Raw genomic sequence first — 15562 nt, 5'->3', positions numbered from 1 at the left:
CGCTCCCCCGATGGGCCTAGGGATGGCCAAGGTCATCAGCGGCACCGCGGATGACCCCAGCCAAACACGAAAGGACGCTCCCAATGACCAAACAGGAAGACAACAAGGCCGTCGTCGTCAGATGGTTCACCGACTTCTGGGGTGAAACCTGCGACCTATCCGTCGTCGACGACATCGCCGCGCCCGACATGCTGCTCAAATATTCGCTGCACGAGCCGCGCCGGGGCCGAGACGACATCAAGGCCTTCATGACCGATTTCCGCGCCGCCTTCCCGGATCTCAACTTCTGGGCCACCGCCGATCTCATCGCCGAGGGCGACTACGTCGTCGGCCAGTGGGAGGGCGGCGGCACGCATACCGGCCCGGCTTTCGGCGATTTCCTCGCCGGTTCGCTGCCTGCCGCTACCGGCCGCGCCATGCGCTTCACCGGCACCACGGTGCTGAAAGTGATCGACGGCAGGATCGTCGAGGAGATCGGCCTCGACGACGGCGTCGCCGCGCTGACCCATCTCGGCCTGATCAGGGCCGCCTGATCCACAGGGCCATCGCCGGCCAGGCGGTGGCCCGCTTCGACTGCGGCCGAAGCCCGGCAACCTTTCGGGTTTGGAAACCGCTTCGGCGCGGTCGCTCCTTCTGCATTCGACGATGACATCTTCGTCAACGAATCCTTGACGGAAAGGGAAGAAATATAACCATCCAATATTTGTATTTTTTATCAACCCAAAGTGTAATTGAATGGTAATACTTCATCGGCGAAATACCCCTGTTAATGCTTGGGCAGTTGGCGGGTCTTCCTCAATGAGTGCGCACACCGCGCAGCGGAACGGCGAGCGCCGGCCGCTTGGCGTTTTTGACCTGGACATCGCCGCGACCAGGAGCGGGTGGATGCTGACCGCCCTGTGCCTGGCCTATGCTCTGGCCGCGCTTTGCCTGCAGCCGGGCCGCTATCTGCACCTGGCGCAATCCTACGCGGAGCCATTCGTCGTCTTCCTGCCTATGCTTCTTGCGGCCGGCCTCGGCGTGATGGCGCTGACATTTGCCAGGCATAGCCCGACGCGGTTCATGCTCGACATGCTCAGGCAGCGCTGGCTGGGCGCCGCACCGGTGATCCTGCTGTCCTTTCTCGGCATTACCGCCTTCACTGCCTTCAAGATTGCCATCCCCGACATCGTGCCATTCTATGCCGACCGCATACTGGCGGAGCTTGATGTTGGGCTGCATGGCGCCGATCCCTGGACATGGGTGCACCGCGTCGTCCCCGAACGCATTTCGGCTGTCATCTTCATCGGCTACGGATATGGCTGGCACGTGCAATGGTTCGGCACCTTGCTGTTCGTCGCCTTCTGGAACAACCCGGCAGCGCGTTTGCGTTATCTGTGGGCGCTCGCGCTGACCACGATCCTGTGCGGCACCGTTCTGGCCATGGCGCTGTCTTCCGCCGGCCCGATATTTCACGACCAGTTCTACGGTGGCGACCGGTTTGCCGGGTTGCAGACCGCCCTGGCGCGGAACGGCTACGCCGCGCCGGTCCATATGTATGCCAGCTATCTGCTCACAGCCTACACAAGCGGCCGCCCCGAACTGGGCGGCGGCATTTCAGCCATGCCAAGCATGCATGTCGCCTTCGTCACGCTCAACGCGTTGTTCCTGAGCGGCTTCGGCCGCCGCTGGACCGTCGCCGGCTGGTCCTTCGCCGCACTCATCTTGTTCGGCTCGGTCTACACCGGCTGGCACTATGCCGTGGACGGCTACCTTTCGATCCTTGTCGTATCCTTAATCTGGTACCTGACCGGGCGTTTCGTTCTGCCCGAGGCGAGTCGCGATACCGTCGGGACGCGCCTGCCTCTGCCCGAACCGGCACCGCAATGACCGGGCCTGGCCGAGGCCAGGCGAACCACCCCGCCGTCTCTCGGTAGAGATCAGGCGGCATTGCCGCCGCCTGACCTTGCCGGCTACTGGCTCGGTGCCATCGTGTGTTCGCACGACACTTTCGGGTTCATGTCGGCGAAGGTGCCGGTCGGGTTGCCCTTCCAGGCCCAGACATGCAGCTCGTAGAATTCACCCAGGCCATAGCGGTTGGGGGCGCTGTTGAAGTTGAACAGCTGGCCGTCCAGCGACGCCGGCCCCTTCGAGGTGATGTATTCGACCGCCACCAGCTTGAGCGTTCCGTCGGCCATCGGCTCGTACATCACGGCCTCGGGACGGGCGATGTCGATCTTGTCGTCCTTCAGGTATTGGCCGTTGACGTAGTGGATGCCCATGGCGCCACCGGTGATGCCGCTGGCGCAGGGTATGGGCGCGTAGCCCTCGGCCGTCGCCGCCTTGACGTCGAGGAACCGGCTGTTGGCGGCCCGCACCTTGTCGGCCAGTGGATTGGGGCCGGACGCGGCTCCGGCCGCTTCCTGATGCGCCTGTGCGAAGGAGGCGCAGACGGCCAGCATGGCCCCCGCCATGACGAGCCTGTTGCGAAAGTTTGATTTCATATCCATTCCATTCTTCTTGAAAAAGCACAGCTGGCCGGCCGCCGAAAATACGGCGGCCCGGCAGGCAAGCGCTGTGGCTGTTGCTGCTTGGAGGTCCCGAAATCGATGTGACGACTGCCGGGAAGCATCATCCCTTCGGCAGATACGGGATCGTTCCGGCCAGATCGGTATCGTCGATCAGCTGGAAGCGGCTGTCGCTGCCGCCCTGACGCGCCGAAACGAAAGGCGCATAGGCCGGATCGTTGGTGAACGCGCGTGCCGCCGCTTCCGACGGGAACGCCATCAGGGCGATCAGCGTGGTGTCGAGCGGCTTGCCTTCAAGCGTCTTCACATTGCCGCTGCGCGACAGATATTTGCCGCCATGCTTGTGGACGATGTCGTGCACCGAGGCCGCGTAGCCCGGCACCCATTTCGGATCCTTCATCTTGATGTCCGCGATAACGTAAGCAGTCATGGTCGTCTCCTGGTTGCGGCGCACAGGGCTATCCCGTGCGACCGGCCAAAGGGCTCGCATGGCCGGCCCCTCGCCAACCAGTCCGCGATCTGTACTGGGGCGGTACAGTTTCCGTACTGGCCGCTTCATTCATGAAGGCCTAATGTTCGGCCAGCTTCGAGGGAGGTGCACCGATCATGGCCCAGCACGGATACAAGCAGTTCTGCCCGCTATCGATGGCCGCCGAGGTGCTGTGCACCCGCTGGACGATGGTGCTGATGCGCGAATTGGTGGCGGGTTCGACCCGCTTCAACGACCTGCGCCGCGGCGTCCCCAAAATGTCGCCGACCCTTCTGTCGCAACGGTTGAAGGAACTCGAGCTGGCCGGGATCGTCGAGCGCAAGGAGCTGCCGGGCGAGAAAGCGATCTTCGACTACCGGCTGACCGAGGCCGGCCGCGATTTGCGCCCCGTCGTCGAGGCGATGGGTTTTTGGGGACAGAAATGGGTCGAGTCCCGGCTGTCGCTCAAGAACCTCGATCCGTCGCTGCTGATGTGGGACATGCGGCGCAACCTGAACCCCTCGCCGCTCCCCGAAGGACGCACGGTGATACAATTTCTGTATCTGGATCTCCCGGCGTCCAAACGCTCGTGGTGGCTGATCGTCGAAAAGCACGGCGAGGTCGACCTGTGCTGGTACGATCCGGGCTTCGATGTCGACCTCTACGTCTCCACCGACCTGCACACGATGACGGCGATCTGGATGGGGTTGCTGACCGTCGAGAAGGCGGGCGCGAAGGTTTCCCTGACCGGCGACCAGGCTATCGGCAAGAAGATGCAGACCTGGCTCGGGCTCAGCCCGTTCGCGGTGGAGCCAAAGCGGGCGGCGTAGGAGAACCGGTTCATGCCGCCCACAAAACGCGCATCGGTTTTGGGGGCATGCCGCGAAAACAAAGGCTTACAGCGAGTCTTTGAATCCGGCTGGACGCGACCCGTCAACGGGATCGGATGCCTCAATCAGGTAGCGCTTGTTCTCATATGCCTCGATCAGGGTCGCGAGAACATCGAAGCGGTCACCATCGAGCGAGCCGACCTCCGGCTCGTTGTCGAAATATCTTGTGATTTCGGCGATCGCCCAATCGTAATCGGCTTCGGTCTTAAGGGATCGAATGTTTTCCATCGCACCTCCTCCGGGTCGATCTTGTCATATTCTTTGTTGGCAGGAAACGGGTGGCGGGGCCGTCTTCCAGCGGCTTCAATGCGGCATGTTCATCACTCTCGCCAAAGACCTCAAATCGACGCCGCTGCCGGTCGCTGATGACCCGCGCTGGGCGCGCATCGTCGCGCGCGACAAATCGGCGGACGGGCAATTCTGGTATTCGGTGGCGACGACCGGCGTCTATTGCCGGCCCTCCTGCCCGTCGCGCCGCGCCAATCCCGTCAATGTCCAGTTGCACGACACGCTGGCCCAGGCGAAGGCGACCGGCTTTCGCGCCTGCCGGCGCTGCAGTCCGGATGGCCCTTCGCTGGAGGCCGGCAATGCCGCGATGGTCGCCGGTGCCTGCCGCAGGATCGAACAGAGCGAGGAAGAGCCGTCGCTGGCTGAACTGGCTGAAGCCGCCGGGCGCAGCGCCGGCTATTTCCACCGCGTCTTCAAGGCAATCACCGGGCTGACGCCGAAGGACTATGCCGCAGCGCATCGTGCCGCCCGGGTCCGCCGAGGTCTCGCGGACGGCGCCAGCGTCACGGTGGCGATCTACGATGCCGGCTTCAATTCGAGCGGGCGCTTCTACGAGAAATCCACCGGCATGCTCGGCATGACGCCGACGCGCTACCGTGCGGGCGGCGCCAATGAGGACATACGCTTCGCCGTCGGCGAGACCTCGCTCGGCGCCATACTGGTCGCGTCGAGCCGCAGGGGCGTCGCCTCGATCCTGCTCGGCGACGATCCGGACGCGCTGGTGCGCGACCTGCAGGACCGTTTCCCCAAGGCGCGGCTGATCGGCGGCGACCGCGACTACGAGGCGCTGGTTGCCCGCGTCGTCGGCTTCGTCGAGGCCCCACGGCTCGGCCTCGACCTGCCGCTCGACGTGCGCGGCACCGTCTTCCAGCAACGCGTCTGGCAAGCCTTGCAGGACATCCCGGTCGGCGGCACGGTTTCCTATGCCGAGATCGCCGAGCGCATCGGCGCGCCCAGGGCAACCCGCGCCGTCGCCGCCGCCTGCGCCGCCAACGCCCATGCGGTCGCCATTCCCTGCCACCGCGTGATCCGCAAGAATGGCGCCCTGTCCGGCTACGCCTGGGGCGCCGAACGCAAGCGCGCGCTGCTCGACCGCGAGGCCGGCGGATCGGCGAAGGCCGCCGACAGGGCCTACCGGTCTTCGCGGGCGTAACGACCGGCGATGCGCACGATGGCAAGGTCTTCCGCCGCCGGTGCGAACATCGAGATCGCCAACGGCGCCGCCGTCGACGCGAAGTCACAGGTCTTGGCCGCCATCGGCAAGCTGGTCGATGCCGGTAAGGCCGAATGGGGCCGTACTGCGAGTGGCGAGATCGAGCTGCGGCTGTTGTCAGGCGAGGTTTTCCTGCTCGGCGAACTCTTCGTCATTCGTGTCGCGTGACATGTAGACTGTTCAAAAGTCAGCGCTCTACGGAACGCGACGACGGTGTCTTCACACAGGCGATTTGAATTTGAAAGCAAGCACCGGAGTGAGCGAGGAAAGCCGCCTCTGTAGGGTTCCGGCACAGACAAAGGAGTCAGGGCAATGAACCTCTTGCAAACCCAAATAACCACACCGGCGGCGATAGCCACCCTCGACACCATCGCCTACGCCGTCGGCCAATCCGCGATCGGCAAGATCCTGGCGGCGCGCAGCTCGATCGGCGTCTGCGCCATCCTGATCGGCTCCGACGCCGACGCGCTGGAGCAGGACCTCGCCGACCGCTTTCCCGGCAAGGTGCTGGTCGAAGACAAGGGCGCTCTCGACGATGATCTCGCGGCGATAGCCCGCTTCATCGAAACGCCCAGCGCCGGCCTCGACCTGCCGCTCGACATGCGCCACGGCACGCCGTTCCAGCAAAGGGTGTGGGAGGTGCTGCGCGCCATCCCTTGCGGCGTCACCATCACCTACACCGCGCTTGCCCGGCGCCTTGGCCGGCCGAACGGCGCGCGCGCCGTGGCAACCGCCTGTGCCGCCAACGCCATCGCGCTCGGCATTCCCTGCCACCGCGTTGTCGGCGCCGACGGCACGCTGTCGGGCTACCGCTGGGGCATCGAACGCAAGCGCGCTCTGCTCGACAAGGAGGCCGCGATATGAACGCCCACGCCAAGGTTGCCACTTCGGTGGTCGAGGCCGCCGAGGTGCGCGTTGCCGCATACGACTGGCCGGCACTGGCCGCCGAGCTCGACGGCTTCGGCTGCGCGGTGATGGAAAAGCTGCTCGCGCCCGAAGAGTGCCGGCAGATCGCCGGCCTCTACCCCCAGGAACAGCATTTCCGCAGCCACATCCACATGGCCAGGCACGGTTTCGGCAGGGGCGAATACCGCTACTTCCGCTATCCCTTGCCGGACCTGCTCGGCGGCCTGCGCAGCGCGCTCTATCCCAGGCTGGCCGAGGTCGCCAACCGCTGGAACGAGCGCATGGCGATCCCCCTGCGCTACCCCGCCAGGCATGCCGAATTTCTCGAACAATGCCATGCCGCCGGCCAGGTCAGGCCGACGCCGCTTCTGCTGCAATATGTCCCCGGCGACTTCAACTGCCTGCACCAGGACCTCTATGGCGATCTCGCCTTTCCCCTGCAGGTGGCGATCCTGCTCTCCGAACCCGGCGAGGATTTCACCGGCGGCGAATTCGCGCTGACCGAACAGCGGCCGCGCATGCAGAGCCGGGTCGAGGTGGTGCCCTTGCGCCAGGGCGACGCGGTGGCCTTCGCCGTCCACAACCGGCCGGTGCAGGGAACGAAAGGCAACTACCGCGTCAACCTGCGCCACGGAGTCAGCCGCCTGCGCTCAGGCATGCGCCACACGGTCGGCATCATCTTTCACGATGCGAAGTGAGCTGCCGGTTCACGCCTCCCAATAGGGCGGATCGCCAAAAGCGTCGCGAAGCCATGCGGTGAGCGCACGCAGTTTGGCGGATCCGCGCCGGTCCTCGGGACAGGCGATATAGATGGTGGCCCCTTCAGGTTCGGCGCCGACATCAATGACCGTCAATCGCTTGTCGGCGATCTCGGTCCGGATGAAATAGGCGGGGAGCAGCGCTAGGCCGAGGCCGGCAAGCGCGGCGTCGCGCATCAAGATCCCGTTGTTGACGCGCAGCGCGGTTTGCGGGCGGATCGTCACCAGCCGCCGCGAAATCTTGAACCGCCAGTCGGCGGCACCGCGGATGGAATAGATGACGCCCTTGTGGCGTTTCAGGTCGTCGGTGGTCGCGGGCCGCCCGAACCGCCCGATATAGTCCGGTGATGCCACCAGGAAGCGACGGCTGGAAGCCAGCTTCTTGACGATGACAGGCCCGCCATCGACGACCGGCCCGTGACGCACAATGGCATCGTAGCCATCGGCCACCATGCTGACGAAACGATCGTCGACATCAAGCGTCAGTTCGATCCCCGGGTGACTGGCCAGGAAGCCATACAGCGCCGGGCCGAGATGGAGGATGCCGAAACTGGTCGGCGCCGATATCCTGAGCGGTCCGGCGAGTTCGCCGCGATCTTCGGCGATCTCGGCTCTCGCATCGGCCACCTCCTGCATGATGCGCTTGGCGCGCTCGTAAAAACCGCGCCCCGCTTCGGTGATGAAGAGCTTGCGGGTGGTGCGGTCCAGCAGCCTCGTGCCGAGGCTGCGCTCGAGTTCCGACAGCCGCTCGCTGACGACGGACTTGGACAGGCCCATGCGCCTGGCCGCCTCGCTGATCGAGCCGGACTCCGTGACGGCGACAAACGCGGCGGCGGCTTCAAGCTTTAGCATTGTTCGGCTTCCCCGAATTCACAATCAGGCGACCGACGCCTAACGAAACCAAGGGCATGGTGCCATAGTCGGAAAGACCGCGATACATGTGGCGGCGGCAGCTCGGGGTAATGCATCATGTTTCGTCCTTTGGTTATCGTGCTTGGTCTGCTGTCACTCGCCGCTCCGGCCTCGGCGCGCGTGATCCCGTTTCCGACCGGCTTCAAGACGCAGACGATCCAGACCAACGGCACCAGCCTGCATGTACGCGTCGGCGGACAAGGGCCCGCGGTGGTGCTGCTGCACGGCTTCGGCGACACCGGCGACATGTGGGCGCCGGTCGCGATAAAGCTGATGAAGGATCACACGGTGGTTGTGCCGGACCTGCGCGGCATGGGCCTTTCGGCGCATCCGGACAGCGGCTACACCAAGAAGAACCAGGCGCTCGACATCGCCGGCGTGATGGATGCGCTGAAGATCGACAAGGCCGAGCTGGTGACGCACGATATCGGCAACATGGTCGGCTATGCGCTGGCCGCGCAATATCCCAAGCGCATCACCAAATGGGTCGTCATCGACGCACCGCTGCCGGGCATAGGTGACTGGGACAAGATCAAGCAAAGCCCGCTGCTCTGGCACTTCAACTTCCGCGGCCCCGACATGGAGCGCCTGGTCGCGGGGCGCGAGCGCATCTACCTCGACCGCTTCTACAACGAACTGTCGGCCGACCCGAAGAAGATCGACGAGGCCACGCGCGTCCACTATGCAAAACTCTACGCGCGGCCGCATGCCATGCATGACGCCTTCGAACAGTTCAAGGCATTCGACCAGGACGCCATCGACAACCAGGCGATGCTTTCCACCGGCGGCAAATTGCCCATGCCGGTGCTGGCAGCCGGCGCGGAGAAATCGGCGGGCACGACACAGGCCGATACACTGCGTTTCGTCGCGTCGGACGTGACGGGAGCCATCGTGCCGGCATCCGGCCATTGGATCATGGAAGAAAACCCGGATGCCACGGTCAAGCTCATCACCGATTTCCTCTCCAGGTAACAACCGCCCGGCGCCACCATTTCGGGCCTGCTGAAACCGATCTCGTGAAACGAAGCCGATGGGTTGTCCCTCCCAGACCGCCCGTCACGACAAAATGGAGCCATTCTATGTCGCTGTCGCATCTTCTCTTGTCGGGAACCGCCGTCCTCATGGCGATGGCTACACCGGCTTCGGCCGCCGGCGTGCCGAAGAAAACGGTCGTGCTGGTGCATGGCGCCTTTGCCGACGGCTCGAGCTGGAACAAGGTCATTCCCTTGCTGGAGGCCAAAGGACTCAATGTGGTGGCGGTGCAAAATCCGCTGAGCTCGCTTGCCGCCGATGTCGATGCAACCAGGCGCGTCATCGAGGCCCAGCCGGGACCGGTCATCCTGGTCGGCCATTCCTGGGGCGGTGTCGTCATCAGCCAGGCGGGCGTGGACGACAAGGTCAAGGCGCTGGTCTACGTCGCCGCCTTCGCGCTGCCGAAGGGCCTGTCGGTGAACGATCTTGGCAAGGGGCAACCGGCGCTGCCCTGAGCAAGCGCCCTGCAACCCGACAGCGGCGGCTATGTCAGGCTAAGCGCCGAAGGCGTCGCCAAATATTTCGCGCAGGACCTGCCGCCGCAGGAGATCAGCGTGATCGCAGCCACGCAAGGTCCGCCCTTTGCCGGTATTTTCGATGAGAAGCTCGCCGTGGCGGCCTACGAGACCAAGCCGAGCTTTTACATCGTCGCCAAGCATGACGGGATGATACCGCCGGCTGCTGAAGCAGCGATGGCCAAGGCGATCGGCGCCAAGGTGACCGAGCTTGCGACCAGCCATGTCCCCATGCTCTCCAAACCGCGCGAAGTGGCCGATGTCATTCTGGCGGCCGCGGACTCGGTGAAATAAGCGGGAAAGCCGATCCCAGCGAGAAGACACTGCCGGACAAATCCATCATCCTTCGGCAGCCACCATCTCCAGGATCCACGGGCAGGCATAATAGTCGGCGATGCGGTCAATGACACCGCCGTCGGCATGGATGCGCACGAAATAGGCTGGCCGCCAGAACTCGCCATGGAGCCTGTCGACGACCAGCACTGCCTCCTCCTGGACCACAGCCGGCCGCATGCGCCAGGGCTCGCCACGCTCATACTCGACGAAATAGGGCGAGTCGGAGAGCAGGCCATTGTAGCAGTCCGAAACCCGCAGCCGGGCGTCGGCGCTGGTCAGCGCCCGCACCCCGTCCCAGTCCCTTGCATTGAAGAGCTCGACATAGCGGCTCAGCAGCCGCTCCAGTTCGGGATTGTGCGCGGGTGCCGCGACCGGTTGCGCCGGCAAGGCGGCGAGCTTGGCCCGGCCGCGATTGAGCGCCGACTTGACCCCGCCCGATGTCGAGCCGACCAGGCCGGCAATCTCCTCGAGCGAATGGTCGAAGACATCCTTGAGCAGCACGCAGGCGCGCTCCTTCGGCGGCAGGTGCACCACCAGCCGTTCGATGGCGCGGCCGGCGCCCGCACCGGCGGATTCGACGGGCAGCACGATCTCGTCGCTGGCATAGCCCGCTTCGGCCTTGAGCCGTGTGCGGCGGGTGCGGATGAAGTCGATGCACCTGTTGTGCGCGATGCGAAACAGCCACGGCCGCAGCGCCTGCGCATCGTCGAGCAGCCCGATCTTGCGATAGGCCTCGAACAGCGCCTCCTGCATGATGTCCTCGCCGTCGAGAGCCGAGCCGGTCATGCGAGCGCAATAGCGGTGGAGACGGACGCGCAGATGCGAGACCGTCTCCAGGAACGCCCGGTAGCGAAGGTCGAACAGGCCTTCGGGGTCAAGCCGCAGCTCGATGCCTTGCCTCGTCTCAGGGGGATTGCGGATCTGCTGGTTCATCGCGGCACATAGGTCAGGGTCACCACGCCATTGTCGAAGCGATGCGTGCCGGCCAGATCGAGGCTGATCGAGCCGACATCCTCGAAGGCACGCTTGCCGTGCCCGACGCGGGTCGGCACGATCGACAGATGATACTCGTCGACCAGCCCGGCGCAAAGCAGCGTGCGGTCAAGTTGCGACACTCCGTATTTCAAGATGTCGCCGCCCGGCTGCCGCTTCAGCGCGGCGAGTGATTCGGCGACGTCGCCGTCAAGCAGCGTGGCATTCCAGCCTACCGATTTCAGCGTCGTCGAGGCGACCAGCTTCTTCATGCCGTTGATGCGGTCCATGTAGGGCCCCTTGAGGTCAGGCCAGCGCGCCGAGAACATCTCGTAGGTGACGCGCCGAGCAGGAAGAAGTCGACGCAGGACAACGCCTGCAAGGCGTGCGCCTGGTTCTGCCCGTCGAAGAAGGGCGACGCCCACACCATCGGTCCTTCAACGACACCGTCCAGCGAGACAAAACTCGATACGACCAGCCGCCGCATGCTCACGCCGCCTTTTCGCCGGTCTTCCCGGCAGCCGGCAACCCCAACCTCGGCCGCACCCAGGCGGCGAGGCGGCCGATCGCGTCGTCGGCTTCCGGCGCCCGGCCGGCCATCATCTGGAAGGAATGCAGCATGTCGTCGAAGACGTCGAGCCGCGTCTCGACGCCAGCCTGCCGCGCGCGCTCGGCGAACATGCGGCTTTCGTCGACCAGCGTCTCATCGGCGCCGGCCTGCAGGAAGACGGGCGGAAAGCCGCTCAAATCGGCATAGAGCGGGCTGGCCTCCGGATCCAGCCGGTCGCGGTCGCCGATGAAGTTGGTCACCAGCCAGTCGCCGCCGCCCTTGGCGAAGAAGGGATCCTTTTCGCGGTTGGTTTCATAGCTGGCAGCGGTCAGCGCCATGTCGAACCAGCCGGAGATGATCAGCGTTGCGGCCGGCAGCGGCCGCCCTTGCGCGCGCAGCCGCTGCAGGACGCCATAGGTCAGCACCGCGCCGCAGGAATCCGCGGCAAGCACGATCCGCCTGGTGTCGAAGCCCTGGTCGATGAGCCAGTTCCAGGCGGCCATCGCCGCATCGAGCTGGGCCGGATACTTGGCCTGGCTGGCCAGCGGATAGCCATAGAGCAAGGCCCGGCAGCCGACGGCCTTGGCCAGATGGCCGACCAGCTTGCGATGGGTGTAGATCGAGCCGCCGACGAAGCCGCCGCCATGCGCATAAAACAGCACGCGCCGCTCGTCGGCGCCCTTCGGCACAGCCCACAACGCAGGCACGCCGCCGGCATCCACCTCGATATAGTCGACGCCGCCGGGTTCTCCGGTCAGCGCCGTCCAACTGGCATCGTTGAACTCGACGAACGCCTGCGGACCCATTTTGCCGGCATTGGCGGCGATCGCCGCGTAGTGGTTCCTGTTTGCCTCGCTCTCGATGCTCGCCATGATGGTCTCCTGGTTACGGATCGCGGACCGCGCGACCTTTCGAGAAGCAAAGACGAATGGGCCGACAAAAAGGATACGTCGCCGCGGACGATTTTCCGCCCCGGCTAGCCCTCACCCCGAAACATCGCGGCGTGGCGTTGGGCAAATTCAAGGAATGGCGTCGGCCGCACGCCGAACATGTCGTGCGTCGCCAGGTGCACCCGCGATTTCGGCCGTCGCAACCGCTCGGCCAGTTGTTCGTCCAGCGCATCGGCGAAGCCGGCCGGAACGCCGCTGGCCAGCAGGTTGCGCCGCCGCTCTGCGGGGCTGACGTCGACATAGCGAACCGGCTTGCCGATCGCCTGCGATATGAGCACGGCGATATCGCTCATCGTCAGCGCCTGCGGCCCGGTCATATCGAGGCTCTCACCTTCATGGCCACCATCGCGCAGCAGCCGGAAGGCCACCTTGGCGATATCCTCGACATCGACCGGCGACAGTTCGGTCTCGCCGAGCGCGAGATGGAATGCGCCCTCGGCGGCAATGGTCGGCGCGTCGCGCAGGTACACCTGCATGAACTGGCTGGGGCGCAGATGCGTCCATGCCATGCCGGCCCCTTCCAGATAGCGCTCGACCTCCTCATGCATGCGGGTGAAGCGGAACTTCGTCGCGTCGTAGCCGATGTTGGATTCGGCGCCCGAGAACTTCACCACATGCGCGACACCGGCCTGCCTGCAGGAATCGATGAAGCGGCACTGCGTTTCCGTCATGTCGTCGGCCGCGGTCGAAATCATCAGCACCCGGTCGATGCCATCAAGTGCCGCGCCCAGCGTTTCCGCCCGGCGCATGTCGCCCGCGACCAGTTCGACGCCGGCAAGTCCGCCGAGCCCTGCCGCTGACGCCCGGTCGGGATCGCGCACCAGCGCCCTCACCTCATGCCCCTGCCGCGCGAACTCGCGCATGATCGCCTTGCCGTTCAGCCCCGTGGCGCCTGTCACCAGGATCATCGTCATCTCCGTCTGGAATTGAAGCGGCCGCCACGCCGGCGACCGCACCTTGAAGACGAAGAGACGAGGGCAAAGGATTCTGCCCAAACGGTTTTTTGACAGGAACCTTCGCCGTGCTCCGCTCACTGCGCCGGGGCGTAGCGGTTGACCACCATGCCGCAGGCATAGGCTTTCGAGCCGAGCAGCCGGAGGCTACGAAAACCGCCCTGGTCGAAGATGCGGCGGCCGGCGCCCAGCACGGCCGGATTGATGAACAGCTGGAACTCGTCGACCAGCCCGGCGGCGATCAGCGACGAGGCGAAGCCGGCGCCGCCGAAGACGGCGATATCAGCCCCCTCGCCCGCCTTCAGCGCGTTGACCTCCCGCGGCAGGTCGCCGCTCACCACCGTCGTGCGCCCCCATCGCGAGGTTTTCAGCCTGTCGCTCGGCACCACCTTCAGGGCCTCCACGATGCGCTGGGCGAAGGCGTAGAAAGGATCGCGTGGAAACCTCTTCGCCGCATTGCCCCAATGGCTGAGATAGCCCTCCTCGGCCATCTTGCGGCTGAGCAGGATGGTGTCGATGCCGGCGAAGACGGTGTTGAAATCGTGCTTCAGCTCTTCGTCCCAGCCGATGTCGTCGCCCCATTCCCAGAGCTGCCAGCGATGGTCCTCGTTCGCCCCGACAAAGCCGTCGACCGACATCTGCATCTGCAAGATGAGCTTCCTCATCGTCGTCTCCTCGTTTGTTCCGCCCGAAGGAAATTGCTTTACTTTTGGAATCATTGACGCGAGGCAAAAACGATGTCAAGAGTAAAGTGATTTAAAAATGGAACCATAGACATGTCGACGCGCGAAAGGTCCGGCTGCCCGATCAGCCTGTCGCTGGAACTGCTTGGTGATCGCTGGACGCTGCTCATCATCCGCGACCTGGTCTTCGCCGGGAAAAGGCATTTTCGCGAATTCCTGCAATCGGATGAAGGCATCTCCTCGCGCACGCTGGCCGAGCGGCTGCAGACGCTCCAGGACGAAGGCATCCTCACCCGCAGCGACGATCCGAGCCACGGGCTGAAGGCGATCTACCGGCTGACGGAAGCCGGCATCGACCTGTTGCCGGTGCTGGCCGCGCTCGGCGCCTGGGGCAGCAAGCACCGCAAGGCCGACGATCAGCTCGCCCGCATCGCCGACGAACTGGCGGCCGGCGGCGAACCGGCGCTGGAACGGATGAAGGCGACGTTGCGGGCCGAGCATCTGGCCAACACATGATCGCCGAAGCTCTTGATGGACGCCGCAAGGCCGAGGCGGGGCTTAACGGCGCGGCGATATCGGTTCATCATCGACCATCATACTCGTCGTGAAGGCGGACCCAATCGCCCAGCGTATGCGATGGCCCGTTTTCATTGCGGCCGATGGGTGTGAGGTCGAGATAGCTATAAGTCCCGATCAGGTTCTCGCCGCCCCGGCTCCGCACCTGGAAAGTGCAGTAGATCGTGCCATCGTCATCCCTGTAGAAAACGGTCGCGCCAGCGCGATCCCGGCCTTTCATCACGACCTCTTCGAAATTGAACAGCACCTTGCCCGCTTTGATCTGGTCCTCGGTGAACGACACCTGGAAGTCGAAATTGAAATCGCTGCCGAATGACGAAATCCAATCGAACTGCCAATTCATCCGCGCCTTGAAATCCATGAGCTCGGCGAGAGGCGCGCGCGCGCAGACGACCAGTGAGACGTCGTGATGCCTGAGATGCTGGTTGGCGGCGTCGATATGGTCGCAAAGGAATGAACAGCCAGTGCAGCGATAGTCCGCATTGGGCGGAAACATGAAGTGATAAATGATCAACTGGCTGCGACCCTCGAAGAGATCGGCCAGCGATTTCCTCCCCTGGGTCGTGTCGAACTCGTAGAGCTTGTCGATGCGCAGCCACGGCAGTGCGCGCCGCTCCGCCGCGAGTTGTTGACGCTGGCGCGTCAGCGCCTTCTCTTTTGCGAGATGCGATTTGTGCGCTTCAAACCAGTCCGAGTAAGGCGCGATAATGTGGTCGGTCATGTCGTGCTCCTTCCGCATTCAGCCATGCTGACAGGCCCGTTTGCCCGTCTCTAGGACGTTGTTGAAAACCGCGACCCGACATTGGCTGCGCCATTTTCGCGGGAAGAGCACAGGCGATGCAGCCGGGCGCGGACATGACGCTTGACAGATGTACATGTTATGTTCTCTATTTGTTCCGGTCCATCAGCAACCGTGGATATGCAGCCGGATGGAAACGACAGCCACCATCCTGCATGCCGATCTCGATGCTTTCTATGCCTCGGTCGAGCAGCTGCTCGACCCGTCGCTGCGCGGCAAGCCGATCGCGGTCGGCGGCGGCGTGGTGCTCGCC

19 protein-coding genes and 2 pseudogenes are annotated in these 15562 nt (G+C 64.4%); 11 read left to right on the top strand and 10 right to left on the bottom strand.

All coding sequences use genetic code 11. The features are described from left to right. Window positions 1–83: 83 nt before the first annotated feature. Together FJV80_RS29390 and FJV80_RS29385 are read left to right on the top strand one after the other, a co-directional pair. Window positions 84–533: an ester cyclase gene (locus FJV80_RS29390; RefSeq protein WP_095773758.1), complete on the top strand. Its 450-nt coding sequence runs from the start codon at window positions 84–86 to the stop codon at window positions 531–533. A 265-nt stretch (window positions 534–798) separates the two neighbouring features. After that, a complete protein-coding gene (locus FJV80_RS29385; protein WP_095773757.1) occupies window positions 799–1869 on the top strand; it encodes a phosphatase PAP2 family protein in 1071 nt (356 codons plus the stop codon). 83 nt (window positions 1870–1952) lie between these two features. Here the strand turns inward: FJV80_RS29385 and FJV80_RS29380 are convergent, their stop codons facing one another. Next, window positions 1953–2489, bottom strand: a complete 537-nt coding sequence (locus tag FJV80_RS29380; RefSeq protein WP_179300936.1) for a hypothetical protein — start codon at window positions 2487–2489, stop codon at window positions 1953–1955. Between the two features lie 121 nt (window positions 2490–2610). After that, the gene (locus tag FJV80_RS29375; RefSeq protein ID WP_095774007.1) at window positions 2611–2937 is read right to left on the bottom strand and encodes a DUF1330 domain-containing protein; all 327 of its coding nucleotides are present in this window, start codon (window positions 2935–2937) and stop codon (window positions 2611–2613) included. A gap of 176 nt (window positions 2938–3113) precedes the next feature. Here FJV80_RS29375 and FJV80_RS29370 point away from each other — a divergent pair, with 176 nt between their 5' ends. Beyond that, on the top strand, window positions 3114–3806 hold the full coding sequence (locus tag FJV80_RS29370; RefSeq protein ID WP_142878100.1) for a helix-turn-helix domain-containing protein: 693 nt from the start codon (window positions 3114–3116) through the stop codon (window positions 3804–3806). 66 nt (window positions 3807–3872) lie between these two features. On the opposite strand, the gene FJV80_RS29365 is transcribed toward FJV80_RS29370, so the two are convergent. Next, entirely contained in the window at window positions 3873–4094 is a 222-nt protein-coding gene (locus tag FJV80_RS29365) for a transcriptional regulator (RefSeq protein WP_095773755.1), read from the bottom strand. A gap of 85 nt (window positions 4095–4179) precedes the next feature. Between FJV80_RS29365 and ada the strand changes: the two genes are divergently transcribed. From ada to FJV80_RS29345, 4 genes are all read left to right on the top strand, one after another. After that, the gene (gene ada / locus FJV80_RS29360; RefSeq protein ID WP_142878099.1) at window positions 4180–5307 is read left to right on the top strand and encodes a bifunctional DNA-binding transcriptional regulator/O6-methylguanine-DNA methyltransferase Ada; all 1128 of its coding nucleotides are present in this window, start codon (window positions 4180–4182) and stop codon (window positions 5305–5307) included. Window positions 5308–5325: 18 nt separating this feature from the next. Further along, entirely contained in the window at window positions 5326–5535 is a 210-nt protein-coding gene (locus FJV80_RS29355) for a hypothetical protein (protein WP_245437606.1), read from the top strand. 144 nt (window positions 5536–5679) lie between these two features. After that, window positions 5680–6231 (top strand): methylated-DNA--[protein]-cysteine S-methyltransferase, encoded by a 552-nt coding sequence (locus FJV80_RS29350; protein ID WP_095790696.1) that lies wholly within the window; start codon window positions 5680–5682, stop codon window positions 6229–6231. Further along, window positions 6228–6971, top strand: a complete 744-nt coding sequence (locus FJV80_RS29345) for a 2OG-Fe(II) oxygenase (RefSeq protein WP_095790695.1) — start codon at window positions 6228–6230, stop codon at window positions 6969–6971. Before FJV80_RS29350 ends, FJV80_RS29345 begins: the two co-directional genes overlap by 4 nt. A 9-nt stretch (window positions 6972–6980) precedes the next feature. On the opposite strand, the gene FJV80_RS29340 is transcribed toward FJV80_RS29345, so the two are convergent. Then, on the bottom strand, window positions 6981–7883 hold the full coding sequence (locus FJV80_RS29340; protein WP_142878098.1) for a LysR family transcriptional regulator: 903 nt from the start codon (window positions 7881–7883) through the stop codon (window positions 6981–6983). A 117-nt stretch (window positions 7884–8000) separates the two neighbouring features. Between FJV80_RS29340 and FJV80_RS29335 the strand changes: the two genes are divergently transcribed. Continuing rightward, complete coding sequence (locus FJV80_RS29335; protein WP_142878097.1) at window positions 8001–8915, top strand: alpha/beta hydrolase; 915 nt, start codon at window positions 8001–8003, stop codon at window positions 8913–8915. Window positions 8916–9022: 107 nt separating this feature from the next. After that, window positions 9023–9784: pseudogene (locus FJV80_RS35760) on the top strand (alpha/beta hydrolase). Between the two features lie 45 nt (window positions 9785–9829). Here FJV80_RS35760 and FJV80_RS29325 read toward each other — a convergent pair. From FJV80_RS29325 to FJV80_RS29305, 5 genes are all read right to left on the bottom strand, one after another. Beyond that, window positions 9830–10759: a sigma-70 family RNA polymerase sigma factor gene (locus tag FJV80_RS29325; protein WP_142878096.1), complete on the bottom strand. Its 930-nt coding sequence runs from the start codon at window positions 10757–10759 to the stop codon at window positions 9830–9832. Beyond that, complete coding sequence (locus FJV80_RS35350) at window positions 10756–11088, bottom strand: dihydrofolate reductase family protein (protein WP_246689075.1); 333 nt, start codon at window positions 11086–11088, stop codon at window positions 10756–10758. Before FJV80_RS35350 ends, FJV80_RS29325 begins: the two co-directional genes overlap by 4 nt. 199 nt (window positions 11089–11287) lie before the next feature. Then, complete coding sequence (locus tag FJV80_RS29315) at window positions 11288–12220, bottom strand: alpha/beta hydrolase (protein WP_142878095.1); 933 nt, start codon at window positions 12218–12220, stop codon at window positions 11288–11290. Between the two features lie 104 nt (window positions 12221–12324). Next, on the bottom strand, window positions 12325–13206 hold the full coding sequence (locus tag FJV80_RS29310) for an SDR family oxidoreductase (RefSeq protein WP_142878094.1): 882 nt from the start codon (window positions 13204–13206) through the stop codon (window positions 12325–12327). Between the two features lie 122 nt (window positions 13207–13328). After that, window positions 13329–13916 carry a dihydrofolate reductase family protein gene (locus tag FJV80_RS29305; RefSeq protein ID WP_095773745.1) on the bottom strand — a complete coding sequence of 196 codons (588 nt, stop codon included), beginning with the start codon at window positions 13914–13916 and terminating at the stop codon, window positions 13329–13331. Window positions 13917–14027: 111 nt separating this feature from the next. Between FJV80_RS29305 and FJV80_RS29300 the strand changes: the two genes are divergently transcribed. Next, window positions 14028–14450, top strand: a complete 423-nt coding sequence (locus tag FJV80_RS29300) for a helix-turn-helix domain-containing protein (RefSeq protein WP_095773744.1) — start codon at window positions 14028–14030, stop codon at window positions 14448–14450. Between the two features lie 67 nt (window positions 14451–14517). Here the strand turns inward: FJV80_RS29300 and FJV80_RS29295 are convergent, their stop codons facing one another. Then, window positions 14518–15231 (bottom strand): thioredoxin family protein, encoded by a 714-nt coding sequence (locus tag FJV80_RS29295; RefSeq protein WP_179296471.1) that lies wholly within the window; start codon window positions 15229–15231, stop codon window positions 14518–14520. Window positions 15232–15439: 208 nt separating this feature from the next. On the opposite strand from FJV80_RS29295, the pseudogene FJV80_RS29290 reads away from it, so the two are divergent. After that, a pseudogene (locus FJV80_RS29290) lies at window positions 15440–15562 on the top strand (DNA polymerase IV); the annotation flags it as partial.

This window comes from Mesorhizobium sp. WSM4310 (genome assembly GCF_007003935.1).
Taxonomy (GTDB): domain Bacteria; phylum Pseudomonadota; class Alphaproteobacteria; order Rhizobiales; family Rhizobiaceae; genus Mesorhizobium.
Note: the sequence above shows the minus strand (reverse complement) of the source record. Positions and strands in the feature narration are given on the sequence as shown.

Excerpts from the sequence above, each read along its gene's own strand:
- FJV80_RS29345 (WP_095790695.1), top strand. The coding sequence starts at position 6,228 with ATGAACGCCCACGCCAAGGTTGCCACTTCGGTGGTCGAGGCCGCCGAG.
- FJV80_RS29385 (WP_095773757.1), top strand. The coding sequence starts at position 799 with ATGAGTGCGCACACCGCGCAGCGGAACGGCGAGCGCCGGCCGCTTGGC.
- FJV80_RS29350 (WP_095790696.1), top strand. The coding sequence starts at position 5,680 with ATGAACCTCTTGCAAACCCAAATAACCACACCGGCGGCGATAGCCACC.
- FJV80_RS29300 (WP_095773744.1), top strand. The coding sequence starts at position 14,028 with ATGTCGACGCGCGAAAGGTCCGGCTGCCCGATCAGCCTGTCGCTGGAA.
- FJV80_RS29295 (WP_179296471.1), bottom strand. The coding sequence starts at position 15,231 with ATGACCGACCACATTATCGCGCCTTACTCGGACTGGTTTGAAGCGCAC.
- ada (WP_142878099.1), top strand. The coding sequence starts at position 4,180 with ATGTTCATCACTCTCGCCAAAGACCTCAAATCGACGCCGCTGCCGGTC.
- FJV80_RS29375 (WP_095774007.1), bottom strand. The coding sequence starts at position 2,937 with ATGACTGCTTACGTTATCGCGGACATCAAGATGAAGGATCCGAAATGG.
- FJV80_RS29380 (WP_179300936.1), bottom strand. The coding sequence starts at position 2,489 with ATGGATATGAAATCAAACTTTCGCAACAGGCTCGTCATGGCGGGGGCC.
- FJV80_RS29370 (WP_142878100.1), top strand. The coding sequence starts at position 3,114 with ATGGCCCAGCACGGATACAAGCAGTTCTGCCCGCTATCGATGGCCGCC.
- FJV80_RS29325 (WP_142878096.1), bottom strand. The coding sequence starts at position 10,759 with ATGAACCAGCAGATCCGCAATCCCCCTGAGACGAGGCAAGGCATCGAG.
- FJV80_RS29390 (WP_095773758.1), top strand. The coding sequence starts at position 84 with ATGACCAAACAGGAAGACAACAAGGCCGTCGTCGTCAGATGGTTCACC.
- FJV80_RS29355 (WP_245437606.1), top strand. The coding sequence starts at position 5,326 with ATGGCAAGGTCTTCCGCCGCCGGTGCGAACATCGAGATCGCCAACGGC.
- FJV80_RS29305 (WP_095773745.1), bottom strand. The coding sequence starts at position 13,916 with ATGAGGAAGCTCATCTTGCAGATGCAGATGTCGGTCGACGGCTTTGTC.
- FJV80_RS29365 (WP_095773755.1), bottom strand. The coding sequence starts at position 4,094 with ATGGAAAACATTCGATCCCTTAAGACCGAAGCCGATTACGATTGGGCG.
- FJV80_RS29315 (WP_142878095.1), bottom strand. The coding sequence starts at position 12,220 with ATGGCGAGCATCGAGAGCGAGGCAAACAGGAACCACTACGCGGCGATC.
- FJV80_RS35350 (WP_246689075.1), bottom strand. The coding sequence starts at position 11,088 with ATGGACCGCATCAACGGCATGAAGAAGCTGGTCGCCTCGACGACGCTG.
- FJV80_RS29310 (WP_142878094.1), bottom strand. The coding sequence starts at position 13,206 with ATGATCCTGGTGACAGGCGCCACGGGGCTGAACGGCAAGGCGATCATG.
- FJV80_RS29340 (WP_142878098.1), bottom strand. The coding sequence starts at position 7,883 with ATGCTAAAGCTTGAAGCCGCCGCCGCGTTTGTCGCCGTCACGGAGTCC.
- FJV80_RS29335 (WP_142878097.1), top strand. The coding sequence starts at position 8,001 with ATGTTTCGTCCTTTGGTTATCGTGCTTGGTCTGCTGTCACTCGCCGCT.